The sequence below is a fragment of the Psychrilyobacter atlanticus DSM 19335 genome (genome assembly GCF_000426625.1).
GTDB classification, from domain to species: Bacteria; Fusobacteriota; Fusobacteriia; order Fusobacteriales; family Fusobacteriaceae; genus Psychrilyobacter; species Psychrilyobacter atlanticus.
Genome location: NZ_KE384547.1, coordinates 1,834,987 through 1,853,723 on the forward strand (window position 1 = coordinate 1,834,987; position 18,737 = coordinate 1,853,723).

An 18,737-nucleotide genomic window follows, 5' to 3' on the forward strand; every position below is an offset into this window, starting at 1 on the left:
GCATCCCACTAAGAAACGGGAATCACTGGCACTTCCCCACTAAGACAATTAGAAACTTCTGGCTCTTTTTAGATGCTTTTTCTAGCTGTTGAGAAAAAGTGTCCCGTATCAAAGGCAGAAACTTTGGAACTTTCTATTCATGATTATTAAAATTATTTATACTCAATTAATACTTTGTCTCAGATTACATAGTTTTTCTTAGATTTTTTTGAAATTCACAGTTTATTTCTTCAATAATTTAATTAATTCTTTCTTGTATTCTTCTATCTTTTCCAAATCACTGGCTTTAACTTTTACTAGTTTCGCCGATGTCGGAACCCTATTATATTCATCCCCTAATTTTATATCTGTTACTGGAAGCATATAATTTTTTTCTGCCATGGCTCTTTGAAATTTATCCTCTAAGATATAGTCCATAAATAACTTTGCTCCGTCCTTTATATCTTTTTTTGCCACGATAGAAGCTCCCTGTACATAGATATATCCCCCTTCACTTGGAATAAAACTTTTATATGAACTCTTTTCGTCAAAATAAAGATCACTGGTAGCATAACCTACCATAAGAGGTGCTTCATTGGTTGTAAATTTTGCCCATCCTTCACTCCATCCTGGAGCCACTGTTTTCATGGCAGGTTTTAACTCCTCCCAGAATTTTAGCCAGTTTTCTCCATATACTGCAACTGTCCACATCATAAACTCCTGACCGGTAAATGAATTGGGATCCAAAACGATTAACTGCCCTTTTAGCTTCTTCAGATCTTCAAAAGATGCCGGCATCTTCTTTAAGCTGTCTTTATTTGCATTTATAGCCAACGATCCGAAATCAAATGGAGTAGAGTACCATTCATTGTCTATCATATACTCCTCTTTCATTATCTTCCCGGCTGTTTTAGGTTTATAGCTAGCTATAGTCCCTTCTTTTTTTGCCTGAATTACATTTATCTCTGATAACCCCAAAACTATATCAGCTTTTGGTCTTCTTTTTTCTAATTTTAATCTGGCAGGAATTCCTTTTATTCCTACAATCTCTACTTCTACCCCTGTTTTTTCATAGAAATCTTGTCCTATTTCTTCCTGTAAAAATGTCATAGAACTAGGTACATAGACCACTATTTTTTCCTTTGAAAAACTTGTTACTCCTAATAATACCATTAAAATCCATAAAATACTTTTTTTCATCTTCTTCCCCCTATTTTAATTTTTCTAATATTCTTCCCTTATATTCTAAAAACTCCTGTGACAGGATAACTTCTTTTTTTCTCGGTCTGGGAAATTTGATCTCCAGCTCATCTAAAAATCTGCCTGGTCTGGCTGACATAATATATACTCTGTCTGAAAGGTAGATTGCTTCCTCTATATCATGGGTTATAAACAAGATAGAATGATTATGTTTTTTCCAGATTTCCAAAAGCCAGTCCTGCATAGATGACCTAGTCAGAGCATCCAAGGCCCCAAAAGGTTCATCCAATAACATTAGATCACTATCGATTAAAAAACTTCTGAGAAGGCCTCCCCTCTGCCTCATCCCCCCAGACAATTCATGAGGATATCTGTCTTCAAACCCTAAAAGACCAAATTCTTCCATCAGTGGATCTATAATTTCTTTCCAACATTCTTTTTTTATTCCGCTTATTTCCAATGGTATCGTAGCATTTTCATAGAGAGTCTTCCATGGTAGCAGTAGGTCTTTTTGAGGCAGGTAGGAGATAACTTTATTTTTGATCATATTTCCATCTATCCTGACTCTGCCGCTATATTCTGTCAAAAGCCCTGTGATTATCTTAAAAAGAGTACTTTTCCCACACCCGGAAGGCCCGACTATGGAGATAAACTCACCTTTTTTTATATGTAAATCTAAATCCTTTATTACCTCTACATCCCCATATTTTTTTGATAGTTTCTCTATTTCTAATATCATAAATCTCCTATTTTTAATCTTTTAAAAATTCATTGGTGAAAGCTTTTTTCATATCTGTAGTCCCGTCTATCAAATTATTTTTATAGAGCCATTTTTGATATCTTTCCCATACTTCTAATCTTTGATGTCCCCAGTAAGGAGCATCATCGGTATATTTAGAAGCCAGATATTTTTGACTTTCAATAACTAAATTCCTATCCAATTCAGGAACATCCTTCAGAAGGATCTCTCCAGCTTTCTCTGGATTTTCTATACTGTATTCATAACCTTTTTTTATAGCTCTCATTACTTTTTTTACTAATTTTGGATTTGTTTTTATAAGTTTTTCACTACTTGCAAATATCGGAGTATAATAATCTAGATTTTTCGAATAATCTCTAAGTCTAATATAGTTTAGCTTTTTCCCCTGCAATTTGGCCTCTATATTTGTCCACCCTTCAAATACCCAGGCAAAATCCACATCATTTACACTGGATTTAAAAAAGTCCATAGAGCCTGTTGTAAGAATATTTATATCTCCAACCTTACCGCCATCTTTTTCTATCAATTCCTTTAGGGTAGCTTCCTCTACAGGTGACCCCCATCCACCATAGTTTTTACCTTTAAAATCCGATGGTTTTTCTATCCCCTTTTCCTTCAACGAAGCAAAACCAGATGTGTTATGCTGGATTATTGCTCCCAATGAAACTACAGGCAGCCCTTCTAATCTAGCAAAAGTTACAGCTTCCTGATAGGTTACACCAAAATCAGCTCTTCCTGTGGCTATTAACTGGGTAGAAGTTCCATTGGCCGGCTGTAATATATCCGCCTCTATCCCCTCTGCTTTAAAATATCCCATTTTTTTCGCTACATATATCCCCGTATGATTTGTATTAGGTGTCCAGTCCAAAACTATATCCACCTTTTCCAGTGCAAATACACTCACAACATTTAAAATTAACAATAAACTTATAATTCTTTTTTTCATTCTTCCCCCTATTTCTTCTACAATTTTCTATTTTTTCAACTGTTTCCAGGGCATAGCTGCTTTTTCTACACACTCTATCCCCTTAAAAATTAACAGACTGAGGATAACCACAACTATTATCGCTGCAAAAAGATAGTCTGTTTTGAACGAACTGATAGCTCTGGTCATATATATTCCCAACCCGCTTTTAGCTCCCAGCCACTCTCCTATTACCGCTCCCATGATAGAATACGTCGCCGATATCTTTACCCCTGAAAAAAAACTAGGCAGACTTGAGGGCAGGATAACTTTAAAAAATATATACTTTTTATCGGCTCCCATAACCTGAAATAGATCCAGTATTTCCCTGTCTACCTCCTCCAATCCCCCTAAAAAACTGAGAAGCATAGGAAAGGTACAAATTAACATCACAATTATTATCTTAGGCAGAATTCCAAACCCAAACCAAATCAATATAACAGGTGCTATGGCTATCAATGGAATCGTTTGACTGATTAAAAGGTATGGATACAGCATTTTTTTTACCTTCTCAAATGGATATACAATACCTCCTATAATCAGAGCCAATATAATTGATAGGATGAACCCTGTTAAAGCTTCAAAAAGAGTAACTAATGAGTGGCTGAATAAAACCTCTTTTTGGCTGTATAACGCTTTAATTACCTTTGTAGGAGCGGGCAAGATATATCCAGGTATCTCCAAGATTCTGATTAATACCTCACATCCCACTACTAATACCAATAAACTTATTAAAAATAAGTTATTTCTTTCTGTATTTACCGACTTTTTCATCTATAGTTATCCCTTCTTTTTTATGATCAAATTTTGCTATAGTTGTTACCCTTTCAGCACCTTCATTGAAACAAATTTCCTGGGCTTTTTCCAATATCCCCAAAAGGTCTTTGAACTCCCCTTCTATAGTTGTCCCCAGTCCTCCTACCTCATATTTTAGACCTGTTCCTATGATATGCTCTATTACCCTGTCTATCACAGTATACTTTTCCTTTTCTCCACCCTCTATCGTAGGTAATATTTGAATATCCATGTTTGCCAATGCCATTTCCTTCCTCCTCTTAATCGCTTTTTGCGAAATTAATAATACGTAGGGGTAATCAATAATTACCCCTATAATTCAAACAAAAAAGACCTCCCGAAGGAAGCCTTATTAAATACAAATATACTATTCATACCCTATAAAAATTCATCCTACGCTAGCATTATCTAGATCAGGTTAACAGTCGAGACTATAACATCTCCTCTCAGCAAAAGCTCCTGCAATACTTATTTGTACTTTATTGTATCAGAATACCCCAAAATTACAACTTTTTTTTAACATATCTCAAATTTTAGGGATGATTTTCTTATTTTGTAAAAATTTCCATTATTTTTAATGTCTTTTATACTGTGCTTTAGTTCCTTCTCTCCAGCTTTCCCCTAGAATAGCTCCTGTTTCTTTATTGCAAGTAAGCATATAACTTCTTTTATCATAGTCAAAATTCCAATAATAGTTGTCTTTTTCCTCACTCATATCAATATCTATCTCACCATCTATCTCAGGCAATAACTCCTCTAAATAACTATTTAATTTTTCTACACATTCCTGTAAATCGTACATATTTTTCCTCCTATTATTTTAAAACTACTTTTCTTTATAATTTAAAGATCCTTTAATCTTTTATTCTACTGCCTTTAAAACTTTCCCTATCTTATCTGAAATAACCAGATTAGCTCTTTTATCATACCTTGTGGAATCTTTATTTATCAAAATTAATTTATTTCCCCTATAAAGATCTACCAGTGAAGCCGCAGGCTGAACGACCAATGAAGTTCCACCTACGATTAAAACATCTGCATTGGCAATATAATGCATGGCTCTGTCGTAGCTATTCATATCTGGAATTTCTTCGTAGAGAGTAACATCTGGTTTTATTATCCCACTGCACTTAGAGCAGTAGGGAACACCTTTCCTATCCATAAGTTCATCTAAAGTGTAAAAAGTTCCGCAGTCCATACAATGGTTTCTATGGACACTCCCATGGAGCTCTAAAACATTTTTACTTCCTGCCATTTGATGCAGGCCATCTATATTCTGGGTAATAACTGCCTTTAATTTACCTATTTTTTCCAAATATGCCAATACCCTGTGTGCATCATTTGGTTTAACATCTTCATACACCAGGTGTTTCTTATAAAATTCAAAAAAACCATCTTTATTTTTATCGAAATATGTTCTGCTGACCAAATATTCAGGGCTGTGGGAATACAGACCTTTAGCACTCCTAAAATCAGGGATCCCACTCTCTGTAGAAACACCAGCTCCTCCAAAGAACACAATATTCTCACTCTTATCTATTATTTTTTTCAGTTTTTCATACATAGAGTTTCCTCCTAAATTACAACAATCTTATATTTAAAACTTCTCCTTAAAAGTACACTTCTTACAGAGTTCCTCAACAGCTTTTTTATTGCTGAATCCATCGTAAATTGCAGTTGCTCTTTCTCCCTCTACTATCTCTTTAAATGACGTTTCAAAAACATTCCCGAGATTTACTACCCCTTCACCATCGAGACAACATGGAATTACTGTCCCATCCACTAAGATTCCTATTTGAGTACGCAACCCATAGCAAAAACCATCTTCATTTTCATATTCATCAGCTAGTTCAGGCCATTTGAATTCTAAATCTGTATTGAGATATAACCTGTTTTTTATCTTCAGTCCACGACCTGGAACCAGCTTATCCTCTATCTTATAATCTAAATCAAAGTATCTTTCTATCTTCTCTAAGATCTTCCTGTTTCCCTCCATCTGAACCTTACTTTTATTTCCATCATGGAAGTTCCATAACCGTAGGGAAATATAGGTATTTTCTAAAGAAAGTGATTTTTTTGTAAAATCTAATATTTTTTTCAGGTAATCATCTTTGTCTATCTTATCTATATCACCATCAAATGAATGAAGGGAAAAATTAATCTGCCTGAATGCTTTTTTATTTACTATCTTCTCTCCTACTCTGCCTATCAAGGTTCCGTTGGTAGTTATATTCACCTTTATGTTCTTTTCCTCTGCAATGTCTAAAAAACCAGCTATCTCTGGATGCGACAGAGGTTCCCCTTTTACATGGAGATAGACATAGTCGCTGTATGGCTTTATTTCATCTAAGATATGCCTGAATTCATCCAGGCTCATAACCTTAGGAATTCTCACCCCTTGAGGGCAAAAACTACACTTTAAATTACATCTATTAGTTATCTCTATATATACTTTTTTATATTTTTTCATCTCTTTTTTCATTATTTTTTCACCTCTTCTATAGCCTTTATTATAACATAGTATAAAAAAACTTAGTAACTAAACTTTCCTGTTATATAAGTCTTTAGAATCGAAGAGTTGGTTTCTTCAAAATATAATTTAATAAAAAAACCTCCTAAATTATCAAAATCAATAATTTAGAAGGTTTTACCTATCCCTTAGTTGCTCCAGCAGATAATCCTGCCACGATATGTTTTTGTAGATACATAAATAAAACGGCAATAGGTACAGCGATCAAGATCGACGCTGCTGCAAACTGTGTAAAATTGTCATTTGCCCTGCTTGAGATCCATTCAAAAATCCCAACAGCTAGAGTTTTCTTCTCTGCACTTCTAAGCAGTAGTTTTGGAAAGATAAAGTCAAACCATGGTCCAATAAAATTCGTCAATGCAACAAAGACAACTATCGGTTTTGTAATAGGCATAATTATCTTTAAAAATATAGTTAGATGACCTGCCCCATCTACTCTGGCTGCCTCATCCAAACTCTTAGGTATCCCATCAAAATATCCCTTTACTAACCATGAATTATATGGAATCTGTCCAGCAATATAAACTATTAGAAGTCCTGCATGGGTATCCATAAGTCCCATCTTAGTGATTAAGATATAGATAGCTGTCATAGCTAAAAATGACGGAAACATCTGTAATACCAACATCCCTATCATAGCTTGTTTTCTTCCCTTAAATTTATACCTCGAAAATGTATAGGCTGTAAGAGTTGTAATAATAACTCCTAAAATCATATTCAATGTTGCTATTTTTAATGTATTCATATACCAAATAGGGAAGTCTGTCTTTGTAAACAAAGTTTTATAATGATCCAAGGTCAATGATTTCGGCAGGAAGGTCGAACTGTAAAGACTGTTTCCAACCTGCATAGATGACAATACAATCCATACTAAGGGCATAAGTACACTAAGTGCTATCAATATTAAACCAAGATATGTTAATCCATCTAAAATCTTATCTATAATTTTTGTTTTACTCATTACATCATATCCTCCTCTGTGAATGATTTACTTTTCATAAATTGATATGTGGAAAATGATGCTATAAAAATAAATAAAATTATTGATATCACTGCCGCCATATGAAATTGACTTTGATCATTGGTTAATTTAAATATCCAGGTTATTAAAATATCTGTTTCCCCTGCATATCTCAGGGCTGAATTAGTCGGTTTCCCGTCTGTTAATAGGTATATTGCTCCAAAGTTATTAAAGTTATATGCAAAAGTTAATATTAATACAGGTGCTGTCTGAAATAATAATAGTGGTAAGGTTATCTTCCAAAACTGAATCCATTTAGATGCACCATCAATCTCTGCTGCTTCATATATTGAATCTGAAATATTTGTTAGAGATCCCGATAATAACACCATGAAATAAGGTGCTCCAAGCCACGTATTGATTAATATCAGACTAACTTTGGCCAATAATGGGTCTGTTAAAAAAGGTATTTTGTCAAAGCCGAAGCTGACAATTAAGTTATTAATAGGTCCAACTCCACTAAATAGTAATCTAAATACCAATAAAGAGATAAATGCCGGAACAGCATAAGGCAGGATAAATATGGTCCTCCAGAACCCCTTGAATTTAATATTCTTTCTATTCATCATAAGAGCCATGATCAGCCCACACGAATAATTTAACAGTGTTGAAAGTATCGCCCATACTACTGTCCAACTTCCTATTTTAATAAATGTTTTACTCCATATTTTTAATTGGAAGATATCTATAAAGTTCTTAAACCCTACCCAATCCACTAAATTTCTAGGAGGGATATGATCTGGTGCTGAATAATTTGTAAAAGCTACTAGAACAGTTACTAATATCGGTAACAAAATGAAAAATAAGACACCCATTGTAGCCGGTGTTAACATTATAGATACAAAGCTGCGATCATATACCTTTATTAAATATTGTTTTGTTGTCATATAAGATTGTCCATTGTCCATCTCATGTCCTATTCTCTTGGCATCTTTAATATTCCATATATATATTCCTAAGAAAATAAACAACATTATAATAGTTACAACACCCTCAATCAGTAAAAAAATCGAATGATCTCCCTGTATAATTTGGAATCCATTCATTTTCTGAGTAGTTTCCCCCAGTGTTACAACACCCCAAATTCCCTTTATAATTCTTGGTATTTTTATAAGATATAATAATTCAATTATAAATAAAATTATTCCCTTAAGAAAATATTTATTATATAACTGCCCTAGTCCCATAAAAAGACAAGACAGCAACATTGATCTTTTTTCCCTATTCATCTCCTACCTCTTTTCTATATATTATTTGAGCACCTGTTAAAACAAGTGCTCATTACATTTACAATTATTTTCTAGTTTCCATTTGCTCTTTTATGATTTTAGTCATATTTTTCAACCCTTCTTCAGCGGTTACTTTTCCATTCCAAATATCTGTAACTGCTGCTCCTGCTGGTTCCCAGATTAACCCCATCTCAGGAATTGCCGGCATAGGTACTGCATATTGAGCCTGCTCTAAGAAAGCTTTTGTATATTTGTGGTTAACGATCTCAGGTGCATCGATCAAAGCCTTAACTGGTGGCAATTGATTAGTCATCTTAAATCTTTCGATTAACATCTCATCAGAAGTTGCAAATTCAGCGAATAATTGAGCTGCCTTTGGATATTTAGTATATGAGTTTACTAATAAAGTTCTGATTCCAGAAAAAGAAGCTGGATGTTTTCCATCAAATGTAGGAATTGGTGCAACATCAAAGTTAACTCCTGATTTTTCTGCTCCTTCTAATCCCCATGGTCCATTTATAATAGCAGCTACCTTTCCTTCTGCAAATAAACCTGTCATAGCGTCATAACTTACATCTCCTGCATTTTGAACTGAGATAGATTTCAATAATAACATCTTATTGATCCCCTTAATAGATCCTTCATTATCTAAACCTATGTCATTAGCATCTGTACCATCTTTTCCGAAAACATATCCTCCGTCCATAGCCATGAACATATGAGCATAATAAAAGTTAGGAATATCCCAGAAAATTCCAAATTTATTTTTAGATTTATCTGTGAAGTTTTCTCCAAATTTAATCAAATCTTCAAATGTCTTTGGAGCTTCAGTTAAAAGATCCTTGTTGTAATATAGAGCGTATGTTTCAATTGCTAGAGGGAATCCATATACTTTCCCTTTATTTGTTACTCCTATCCTTGCAGCAGGTAAAAAGTCATTTTTTACCCTGTCAGCACTCACTAAATTTTCCATAATAAGTCCCGATTGAACTAGATCACCAATTTGATCATGAGGTGCAACAAAGACATCTGCTGCTGTTCCTGCCGGTCCATCTTGAATTACTTTATTTTTAATAGTAGAGATGTTGTTTTCTTCTAAAACAACATGCACACCATATTTCTCTTCATATTTTTTTGCTGCAAATTTAATATATTCTCCAACTGTTCCCTTAGATTCCCATATTTTTAATACCGCTCCCTCTTCTGGTACAACCTCATTAGTTGCCGTTTGAGTAGCCTCTGCTTCTTTAGGAGCATCTTTGCTTTCTTCCTTTCCTCCGCATGCCATCATCCCAAATGATAAGATAAAAATCATCATCCCATATAAAAATTTTTTCATTTTCTTCCCCCTTTAAAAGTTTTTGGAAACGTTTCATTTGCTTCTAGTATTAGTCTAGTTCATTTTCTCTAAATTGTCAACCATTAAGTATCGAAACAATACAAAAGAATATCGAAATTATTCTTTACAATGATTTAGAGGTTATAAACGCTTATAATACGTCAAACATGGACACAGTAATAATCTTAGAGACATGATTAAATATATCAAAGAGAAGTTACCAGAAACTTTTATTATTGCTGGAAATGTATCTACCCCTGATGCGGTAATCGACTTAGAAAATTGGGGTGCTGATGCCATAAAAGTAGGAATTGGTCCAGGAAAGGTTTGTATTACTAGATTTAAAACTGGATTTGGTTCTGGAGGATGGCAGCTATCAGCCTTGAAATGGTGTGCTAAAGTTGCTACAAAACCTCTTATTGCCGATGGTGGTTTAAGACATAATGGAGATATCGCGAAATCTATCAGATTTGGAGCTACTATGTGTATGGTAGGATCGATGTTTGCGGGACACGAAGAATCCCCTGGTGAGCTAGTTGTCAAAGATGGTATCCAATTGAAAGAATATTATGGTTCTGCTTCTGAATTCAATAAAGGTGAGCGGAAAAATGTTGAAGGTAAAAAAATATTAGTAGATTATAGAGGCCCTATCATAGATACTCTGATTGAAATGGAAGAAGATATCCAAAGTTCTATCTCCTATGCAGGTGGAAATAATATAGACGCTCTTAGAAAAACAGATTATCTTATTTTAAAATATTAATTTTAAAGTAACTTAATTATAGTAGTAAAAAATGGAAGGGTTCCCTTCCATTTTTTATATATTTTTTATACGCTTCCTATATATGAATTACAGATAGAAGAAAATATGATATACTATTTTTATAATATATTGAGGAGGAATCACCTTGGAAAATAAAGGTATTGTTAGAAAAATTGAAGAAAAAAACTTATATATAGAACTATTTAGAGACAGCTCTTGTGCTCATTGCTCTGGGTGCGGGCAGAAAGATAAAACTATCGCTGACCTATATCAATATGAACTCAATGAGGATATCAAAGTTAATGTAGGAGACCTAATAACCTTTGAGATAAACAATAAATTCATCTTGAATTTAGCTCTTCTCATCTATATCCTCCCTGTAATTTTAATGATTCTAAGCTATATCATAGCTGCTAAATTAGGCGCCAGTGAAGGACAAGGAATCTTTGTCAGTTTCGCTACCTTGGTAATCTCATTTTTAGGTTTTTATTTTTACGATAAAAAAAGTGGAAGTAAATTGATCAAAGAGGAGATCTCTATCAAGGAAGTTGTCCCTGCCGATGAGATAAAAATTACTAGTTGTGGTCCTAAAGAATAAAAAAAATAACCCTTAAATCACATGTGATTTAAGGGTTATTTTTTAGTTTTGTTCAAATATAAACTTAGATATATTAGTTAGTACTTTAGGTATTCTTCTTCCTTGACCAATATATTCATTACACAAAACTAAGGTAAAAAGTATTAAAAATCCGATGCAAATCAATATTTTTCTATTCATAGCTATCCCTTTTTTTATAAATTAATACTTTTAATTAGAAGCGATGCTTCATATTCCATATTGTTATTAAAATAAAATTTTAATATATACATAGAAAAGTCGTAACACATGATTTGTTTTGGTATTTCACAAATTATTTTTATTAAGTTTTGTTGTTTTAATGGCTGATGACCATAGAGTAAAACAAGCTGCTTTATAGAGTCTAAATATTTAGTAGGACTAAAGTGATGATGGTTAAGATCTAAAGGGAATGAAATTTCCTTTTCAAAAGCAACAATAGCTTCCTTTTTCTCACCTAAATATAGATAAGATAGCCCTAAATTCCAATAAGTTTGATATAAAGTTTTGTTTTGTAATTCTTTAAGGATCTTTTCAAGTTTATTAACAGTAATTTTTATCAGTATTTCATTTTTCATTTCTTTAGCACAAGAAATAATGTTAGTATAACAAATTTCTAAATCATTATAATTTAATGGGTCGCTAACACTTTTCTTAAAGAATTCAATGGCTTTTTCATATTTACCTAATTTTTGATAACAAATACCTAGGTTATTGTAGGAATGATAGTAATGTTTTGTAATTTTTTCCATCTCAATAAGAACCTCAAAACACGTAATAGCTTTACTCCATTTTTTAGTTTCTAAAAGACTTACTCCGGTATTATAAGCTAAGAGTGCTTTTGTTTTATATGGCGCTTTATCGGTTTTCTTTTGATATTTCAGATATATTTCATAGGTAAGCTCTGCTTTTTCCAAACGAATTATCTCAATTAGAATGGAATAAAAAAAACTAAAGCAAGGGAAGTGATTTAACAGGTTATAATAGATCTTTAAAGCTTCTTCTTCCTTGCCTATCTTTTGATTATATTTGGCTATAATATACCGATATTTACAGCTGTGAACTTCTTTCTCTCTTCCAAAATTCTCTATTTCTTCTTGTTTTTCTTTGGAATAGATTGTTTTATCTATCAAGCTTTCATCAACTAATTTATCCAGTTCCTGCTGGGGAGTGATATACAGCTCTTCCATAGTAATAATCTTATTTATATTTCTTTCCTGAAAAATTCTATTAAAAGAATCAACCAACAGGGGGATATGTTTTTCTTTAAAAGAATTTTGCCCTTTTTTTATTTTAGTGAGATAAGTAGAGGTAATCCCTTTACATCCCAGTTCTTTAAAAGTTATTTTATATATTTTGGCTATTTCAAATATTTTATCTTCCATATTGACCTCCTGAAATGTAACCGTATTATATGATTAATATTCAGTTTTTTCCACTAAAATTCAATTTTTGATAAAAACTGAATAAAAAGGTCCTTAAAATTCAGTTTTTACGTTTTTTTTGAAAAAAATTGAAAAATTTGTTTTAACAAAATAATATACTATATTAACACTTGGAATAAGGTACAAACAAATTAAAAAGGAGTAAAAATCTCTTTTTGTTATTTTTTTAAATAACATCAATAAAATTTTGGAGGATATTATTATGAAAAGAAATTATTACATTATGAGCATACCATTAATATCAATTTTAATGGTTACTAGTATTATCAGCTATGTATTTTTAGGCCATTCTATTGCAATTAGGTTACTTACTTTTATTGGAATTACTGAAGCTGTTTTGGCTAAATTTCAAGGTGAACTTTTATTTAAAAATAGCTTTAAAAAATATTATTCTTTAGTAATGTTATTAATTCCAAGTAGTGTGTTTTTATTTTTGAATAATAATACAGAAGGGTTCTATATAGGCTCTTTCATAGGAATAATTATATTCCTTGTTAGAATTTATTTTTCTTTAAAAAAGATACCTATTAAAGAGAAAAGCAATGATAAGAGAATAAAAATTATTGATATTTACTTTTCCTTAGGTTTTACACTCATAATTTTAGTAAATATTTATTGTACAAATTTTTACAACAACCAAAATAGAATAAATTGGGAGACTCCTCTAAATGGAGCTCTTACATCAAATATAAAAATTTTAGATTCAAATATTAAAGTATTAGGTAATAATGATCTTTATAGGAAAAATTACTACAACTTACCACAAACATTTATTTTAGACTCTATAAAGGGAATTATCTTAAGTAAAAAAGGTGGATATGAGTTTGAGGAAGAATTCCAGCCCTATAAAGGAAAGGTAAATAAAATAACCTATAAAAATATTGAAATTTCAGGTATAGAAAATATTATATATTTTAAAGATCTAAATAGTAAGAAAGTCATTTCTAAATTTATTGCTAATGGAAAGATATTATCAACACCTATAATTGATAAAAACAACCTTTATTTTGTTGCTAATGATTGGAGTTGGCTGGATAAAAGAAGGAAAAGTAAAATTTATTCTTTAGATATTTCAAATCTTAAAATTTAAAAGAGTTTAGTTTTGATATAAAATCCCCTGTTTAAAATTATATTGTAGTGTAGGGAGGAAGTATGAAAAATTATTGGTTATATTTTGGGTGTAGGATAGCTTCAATTTTAGGAGGATCATTACAAAATGCTATTATTCCCATTGTAATCTTAGAGGGAACGAGGTCTGGTGGAGCACTGGGTTCTGTTTTAGGTGTACAAGAAGTGTTACTTTTATTAACTTCATTTATAGCAGGGTTTATAGCAGATAAATTTAATAGGAAATATATAATGATCATTTGTGATCTAATAAATGCAGCTTTATTAGGTGGATACATACTCTTAGCTCAAGGAGATATAAGCTACCTTTTTGCTCTTATTTTTATACAAAATTCAGTGAACAAACTTTTCTTTGCAGCTTCTGCAACTATTTTTAGTCAAATTGTAAAAAGTAAAGACTTGTTAAAGAGAAAATCAGTTATGAAAACTGTGATTAGAATCATAAATATCTCAGCTCCACCTATAGGAATTTTTCTTTATACGAAACTAGGATTAAACTTTATTCTAACTATTAATCTAATATCATTTCTAGTCTCTGGGATTTTAGAATTTTTTATTAGGTATAAGTCACATTTAACAAAACAAAACAAAAGAGAAAAGCTAAATATTATTAAAGAATATAAAGAACCATTGGTATATATAAAAGATTCTAATTCGAGTTTTAAAGGTCTTATATTGTTTATACTATCTATAAATTTCTTTTTTAATCCTATAGTATCAGTTGTTTTTCCATTTATTATTACCAGCTACCTAAAACTTCCTGTAATATTTTTAGGGTATACTATGTCTAGTTCTGCAATAGGATGTATTGTAGGAGGAGGAATATTAGCTAGATACACTGAAAAATTTGAATTGGGAGGGAAGTTCTGGAAAAAAATGGTTGTAATTAATTTTATAACTTTCGCAGGCATCCCTATCTCACTGTATATTTTCAGCAATAATTTACTGTTATGTCAGTTAAGTATAGTCAGCTTATTTTCTATCTTTGGGGCAACTAATATTATATATGTTGAAACTTTGTTTGTATATTTTGAGATAATAATACCCCATAAAATAAAAGGCAGAGCTTTTTCATTGATAGAGATATTTGGGTCTATTTTAACTCCTATTGGCTATTTTTTAGTAGCAGGAATTATAGACAAAGTTAATCCATTTTATTTATCTCTTATAGCCTGTGGCTTATGTTTTATTTTTTACTCTATTGTAGTGGTAAGGAGGTTGGATTTGAAAGAAATAAAAATAAATTTAGAAAAAGCTATATAGGGCAAGTAACTTTGATATCAAGATTATTTTCTTTTAAAATAATTAAAAATCTTTTTTCTATAGTAATAAATTATTGGAGGAGTCATGGAACAAATTATTGAACAAAAAAAAGCATCGACCTTTATAACTTTATTTTTATTCTTCGTTTTTAGCGCTGTTGGTGTTGTTATCGCTTATATGATAACTGATAATGACGATTTAATAGGTATTATTGCTTATACAGTAACTTTTTTAGTTTTACTTTGTTATTTTCAATTAAAAAAAGGAGTCTTAGAAGATATTAATTTTAAAATCCGAGAATTAGAAGTTTTAAAAATCCTTAAAATCTTATTTTACTGTATTATTTTTTTTATTATGTCAAATTTCGTGTACTGGATTTTATCGACCTACACTCATTTAAAATTTTATAACGAAACTGAAAATTTAAAGCCTTATAGTAAAACTCATCTTGGTCAGTTAATTTTTTTTGTTTCTTTAACTATTTTTCCTGCTGTGGTAGAAGAAATAGTCTTTAGAGGGGTCCTTTTTAAAAATTTAATTTTTAGATATGGTTTAAAAGTAGCTATTTTAGCTACATGTATTATTTTTAGTTTTATTCATGGTCTTTCTGATGGGTTAAATATTTTTTTAAGTGGCGGTACTTTTTATATAGCTTATATATACTATAAAGAAAAAAACATATTGTATCCTATTATTTTTCATGGAGTTTCTAACTTCATGTCTCTTTTTCCAAGAATTAATTATATTTCTGGCGACTCACCAAATAAATTTATTTTTCTATTTATGTTTGCACTACCCTTTATATTAAGAAAACTATATCAAATTTTTATACTAGAAAAAAATAGCTTTAAATTTTAAAAAGTTATAAAAAAAAGAACTCCATGGAGTTCTTTTTTTTTATCCTTTATACCACTAAACTTAGAAGTGAAAGTCCCCCTATAGCCCATAAAACCGGAGAAACTTTATTATATTCCCCTGTTCCTACATGGACTACTATAAATGATAAGAATCCAAAACTAAGTCCTGTACTGATACTATATGTAAGAGGCATCATGATAACTGTTGCAAACACAGGTAGTGCCGTTTTAAAATCATGAAGATTCAATTCCTTCAGATTTTTAAACATATAGATTCCAACAATAATAAGAGCTGGTGCTGTAGCATAAGCCGGTACAATCCCTACAATCGGTGTAAATAACAGTGAAAGTAAGAATAATATTCCGATGACAACTGAAGCTAACCCTGTTCTGGCTCCTGCTGCTATCCCTGCTGTAGTCTCTGATAACGTGGTAACTGTACTAGATCCCAATACTGACCCTACTATTGTAGAGGCTACATCTGTATGGATCATTCTACCTAGAGATAGGATATTCCCGTCTTCATCTTCCATTCCCATCTCCTTTGCACAGGCAATAAGAGTTCCCAATGAATCAAACAGGTCTACAAACATAAATGAGAATATAGGCCCGATCAACGCAAATTGTAAAGCTCCTAATATATCTAATTTAAACGCAATAGGTGCTATTGACGGCGGCATAGACATTATCTGTGTAGGAAGCTCAACTACCCCTATCATCATCCCTAAAACAGTCGTAGTGATCATCCCGATCAACATTCCACCCTTTACATTTCTAAGCTCTAAGAGAGCCGATACCATTATTCCTATCACTCCTAAAACAACTGTAGGAGTAAATTTACCGAGAGATACAAATGTTGCCGGGTTAGCTACTATAAGTCCCATACTCTTTAGTCCTATAAAAGCTATGAAAAGTCCTATTCCAGCTGTAGAAGCTATCTTTAGTTCTACTGGAATTGCCTGAGCTATCCTCTCTCTTATCCCACCAATAGACATAATTAAGAAGAATAATCCAGATATAAATACGACTCCCAATGCTGTTTCCCAAGGTATTCCCTTTCCAATAACCAATGTATATGTAAAAAATGCGTTAAGTCCCATTCCTGGTGCTAATCCTAATGGTGCATTTGCCCAAAAAGCTGCTATCAAACTACCTATTGCGGCACTTAAACATGTAATAGTAATAAGAGCTCCTTTATCCATCCCTGTATCTGCCATTATTGAAGGGTTTACAAATATAATATATGACATAGTCATAAATGTAGTAAGTCCCCCAATAACCTCTTGCTTTACCGAAGTTTTTCTTTCGGTTAATTTAAACATTCTTTCCAACATTCTACTTCCCCCGTCCTTAAATTTTTAATAGGTAGTATCTAATAATTTTATACTTTTTTTAAATAAAAAAGCAACGTGACGTTGCATTCAAATAAGCACAATTCAGGTTTTTATAATCATTTATCCCGTAAATTTTATCTCAAAATCCTATGTTTATGTAGTAAAGTAATAGCATTTTGGTGATGCCCCTTACGAGTATAATCCCCTAGATAATAAAAAAAGATCCCGTTTCCCTTTGTTTCAGGAAAACAGAACCTCTATATATATTAAAATATTAGGTATCTATCTTCTTATAGTCAGCTGTTTAAGGTAGCTGGTAGAAACTTTTCGCCATATCCGAAATTTATATAAGTTTTTTTTATTGAAAAGATTATATCACTTTTCCCATAAAATTACAAAACATTTCATATAAAACTCCTATATACCTCAAGAAAGTTTTTTCTCTTTGTGGTATAATAATTTTAAAATCAATACAAAATATTTTGCCATAGGCAGGAGGTAAAGTTATGAAAATATTAGTAACTGGAGGAGCTGGATACATTGGTTCCCACACAGTGATAGAATTATTAAAAGAAAACTATGAGGTAGTTATTGCAGATAATTTTTCCAACAGTAATCCAAAGGTATTGGACAGGATAAAAGAAATTTCAGGTAAAGATTTTAAATTTTATGAGATCGACCTATTAGATAAAGAAAATTTGAACAAAGTATTTGTAGAAAATGAGATAGATGCTGTAATTCATTTTGCAGGATATAAAGCAGTAGGAGAATCGGTAGCCAAGCCTATCGAATACTACCACAACAATCTGACAACTACATTTGTTCTGTGTGAAGTAATGAAAAACCATGGCGTTAAGAAGATCGTCTTCAGTTCATCTGCAACTGTATATGGATTAAATAATACATCACCGCTACTAGAAACTATGCCATTAAGTGCTACAAACCCATATGGTAGTACAAAACTTATGATTGAGCAGATCTTAAATGACCTGTATATCTCTGATGATCAGTGGGGAATTGCCCTTCTAAGATATTTTAATCCTATTGGAGCTCATGAAAGTGGAAGGATTGGGGAAAATCCAAATGGTATTCCAAACAACTTAATGCCTTATATTACTCAGGTAGCTGTAGGAAAAAGAGAAAAATTAAGTGTATTTGGATCTGACTATAATACCCATGACGGAACTGGAGTCCGTGACTATATTCATGTCATTGATCTAGCTATTGGTCATATCAGAGCACTGGAAAGATTCAAAGATAAAACTGGTGTAGAAGCATATAACTTAGGGACTGGAGACGGGATCAGTGTTCTAGATCTAGTAAATACATTTATGAAAGTAAATAATGTAAAGATCCCATATGAATTAGTCGAAAGAAGAGCTGGAGATGTGGCTACTTGTTACGCTAACTCTGAAAAAGCTCTAAAAGAACTAAACTGGAAAACTGAAAAAACTTTAGAAGATATGTGCAGGGATTCATGGAAATGGCAGTCTAATAACCCAGAGGGATATTAA

At 31.9% G+C, this 18,737-nt stretch carries 18 protein-coding genes, 1 pseudogene and 1 riboswitch; of the genes and pseudogenes, 6 read left to right on the forward strand and 13 right to left on the reverse strand.

All coding sequences use genetic code 11. From position 1 onward, the window contains the following. Positions 1–222: 222 nt before the first annotated feature. The 11 genes from K337_RS0109270 to K337_RS0109320 form a co-directional block, all read right to left on the reverse strand. Entirely contained in the window at positions 223–1,179 is a 957-nt protein-coding gene (locus K337_RS0109270; RefSeq protein ID WP_028856361.1) for a thiamine ABC transporter substrate-binding protein, read from the reverse strand. A gap of 10 nt (positions 1,180–1,189) precedes the next feature. Continuing rightward, positions 1,190–1,918 carry an ABC transporter ATP-binding protein gene (locus tag K337_RS0109275; protein WP_028856362.1) on the reverse strand — a complete coding sequence of 243 codons (729 nt, stop codon included), beginning with the start codon at positions 1,916–1,918 and terminating at the stop codon, positions 1,190–1,192. Between the two features lie 13 nt (positions 1,919–1,931). Then, the gene (locus K337_RS0109280; protein ID WP_028856363.1) at positions 1,932–2,885 is read right to left on the reverse strand and encodes an ABC transporter substrate-binding protein; all 954 of its coding nucleotides are present in this window, start codon (positions 2,883–2,885) and stop codon (positions 1,932–1,934) included. A 27-nt stretch (positions 2,886–2,912) separates the two neighbouring features. After that, positions 2,913–3,677: an ABC transporter permease gene (locus tag K337_RS0109285; RefSeq protein WP_028856364.1), complete on the reverse strand. Its 765-nt coding sequence runs from the start codon at positions 3,675–3,677 to the stop codon at positions 2,913–2,915. Further along, a complete protein-coding gene (locus K337_RS0109290) occupies positions 3,646–3,945 on the reverse strand; it encodes a thiamine-binding protein (protein WP_028856365.1) in 300 nt (99 codons plus the stop codon). Before K337_RS0109290 ends, K337_RS0109285 begins: the two co-directional genes overlap by 32 nt. A gap of 327 nt (positions 3,946–4,272) precedes the next feature. Next, a complete protein-coding gene (locus K337_RS0109295; protein ID WP_028856366.1) occupies positions 4,273–4,500 on the reverse strand; it encodes a hypothetical protein in 228 nt (75 codons plus the stop codon). A 60-nt stretch (positions 4,501–4,560) separates the two neighbouring features. Further along, entirely contained in the window at positions 4,561–5,262 is a 702-nt protein-coding gene (locus K337_RS0109300; protein ID WP_028856367.1) for an NAD-dependent protein deacylase, read from the reverse strand. Between the two features lie 33 nt (positions 5,263–5,295). Further along, the gene (locus tag K337_RS0109305; protein ID WP_245584878.1) at positions 5,296–6,180 is read right to left on the reverse strand and encodes a radical SAM/SPASM domain-containing protein; all 885 of its coding nucleotides are present in this window, start codon (positions 6,178–6,180) and stop codon (positions 5,296–5,298) included. A gap of 169 nt (positions 6,181–6,349) precedes the next feature. Then, on the reverse strand, positions 6,350–7,189 hold the full coding sequence (locus K337_RS0109310; RefSeq protein WP_028856369.1) for a sugar ABC transporter permease: 840 nt from the start codon (positions 7,187–7,189) through the stop codon (positions 6,350–6,352). Next, positions 7,189–8,478 carry a carbohydrate ABC transporter permease gene (locus tag K337_RS0109315; protein ID WP_028856370.1) on the reverse strand — a complete coding sequence of 430 codons (1,290 nt, stop codon included), beginning with the start codon at positions 8,476–8,478 and terminating at the stop codon, positions 7,189–7,191. Before K337_RS0109315 ends, K337_RS0109310 begins: the two co-directional genes overlap by 1 nt. A 64-nt stretch (positions 8,479–8,542) precedes the next feature. After that, positions 8,543–9,817 carry a sugar ABC transporter substrate-binding protein gene (locus K337_RS0109320; RefSeq protein WP_028856371.1) on the reverse strand — a complete coding sequence of 425 codons (1,275 nt, stop codon included), beginning with the start codon at positions 9,815–9,817 and terminating at the stop codon, positions 8,543–8,545. 172 nt (positions 9,818–9,989) lie between these two features. On the opposite strand from K337_RS0109320, the pseudogene K337_RS18135 reads away from it, so the two are divergent. Together K337_RS18135 and K337_RS0109330 are read left to right on the forward strand one after the other, a co-directional pair. Next, positions 9,990–10,580, forward strand: a pseudogene (locus K337_RS18135) (GMP reductase); the annotation flags it as partial. A gap of 145 nt (positions 10,581–10,725) precedes the next feature. Next, complete coding sequence (locus K337_RS0109330; RefSeq protein ID WP_028856372.1) at positions 10,726–11,178, forward strand: SoxR reducing system RseC family protein; 453 nt, start codon at positions 10,726–10,728, stop codon at positions 11,176–11,178. 194 nt (positions 11,179–11,372) lie between these two features. On the opposite strand, the gene K337_RS0109335 is transcribed toward K337_RS0109330, so the two are convergent. Next, positions 11,373–12,581: a tetratricopeptide repeat protein gene (locus K337_RS0109335; RefSeq protein WP_028856373.1), complete on the reverse strand. Its 1,209-nt coding sequence runs from the start codon at positions 12,579–12,581 to the stop codon at positions 11,373–11,375. Between the two features lie 262 nt (positions 12,582–12,843). Between K337_RS0109335 and K337_RS0109340 the strand changes: the two genes are divergently transcribed. From K337_RS0109340 to K337_RS0109350, 3 genes are all read left to right on the forward strand, one after another. Further along, positions 12,844–13,731, forward strand: a complete 888-nt coding sequence (locus K337_RS0109340) for a hypothetical protein (RefSeq protein WP_028856374.1) — start codon at positions 12,844–12,846, stop codon at positions 13,729–13,731. Between the two features lie 62 nt (positions 13,732–13,793). Further along, positions 13,794–15,032 (forward strand): MFS transporter, encoded by a 1,239-nt coding sequence (locus K337_RS0109345; protein WP_028856375.1) that lies wholly within the window; start codon positions 13,794–13,796, stop codon positions 15,030–15,032. Positions 15,033–15,116: 84 nt separating this feature from the next. Continuing rightward, the gene (locus tag K337_RS0109350) at positions 15,117–15,890 is read left to right on the forward strand and encodes a CPBP family intramembrane glutamic endopeptidase (protein WP_028856376.1); all 774 of its coding nucleotides are present in this window, start codon (positions 15,117–15,119) and stop codon (positions 15,888–15,890) included. Between the two features lie 46 nt (positions 15,891–15,936). On the opposite strand, the gene K337_RS0109355 is transcribed toward K337_RS0109350, so the two are convergent. Beyond that, positions 15,937–17,223: an NCS2 family permease gene (locus K337_RS0109355; protein WP_028856377.1), complete on the reverse strand. Its 1,287-nt coding sequence runs from the start codon at positions 17,221–17,223 to the stop codon at positions 15,937–15,939. 273 nt (positions 17,224–17,496) lie between these two features. Beyond that, positions 17,497–17,594, reverse strand: a riboswitch (purine riboswitch). Between the two features lie 135 nt (positions 17,595–17,729). On the opposite strand from K337_RS0109355, the gene galE reads away from it, so the two are divergent. Beyond that, positions 17,730–18,737 carry a UDP-glucose 4-epimerase GalE gene (galE, locus tag K337_RS0109360; protein WP_028856378.1) on the forward strand — a complete coding sequence of 336 codons (1,008 nt, stop codon included), beginning with the start codon at positions 17,730–17,732 and terminating at the stop codon, positions 18,735–18,737.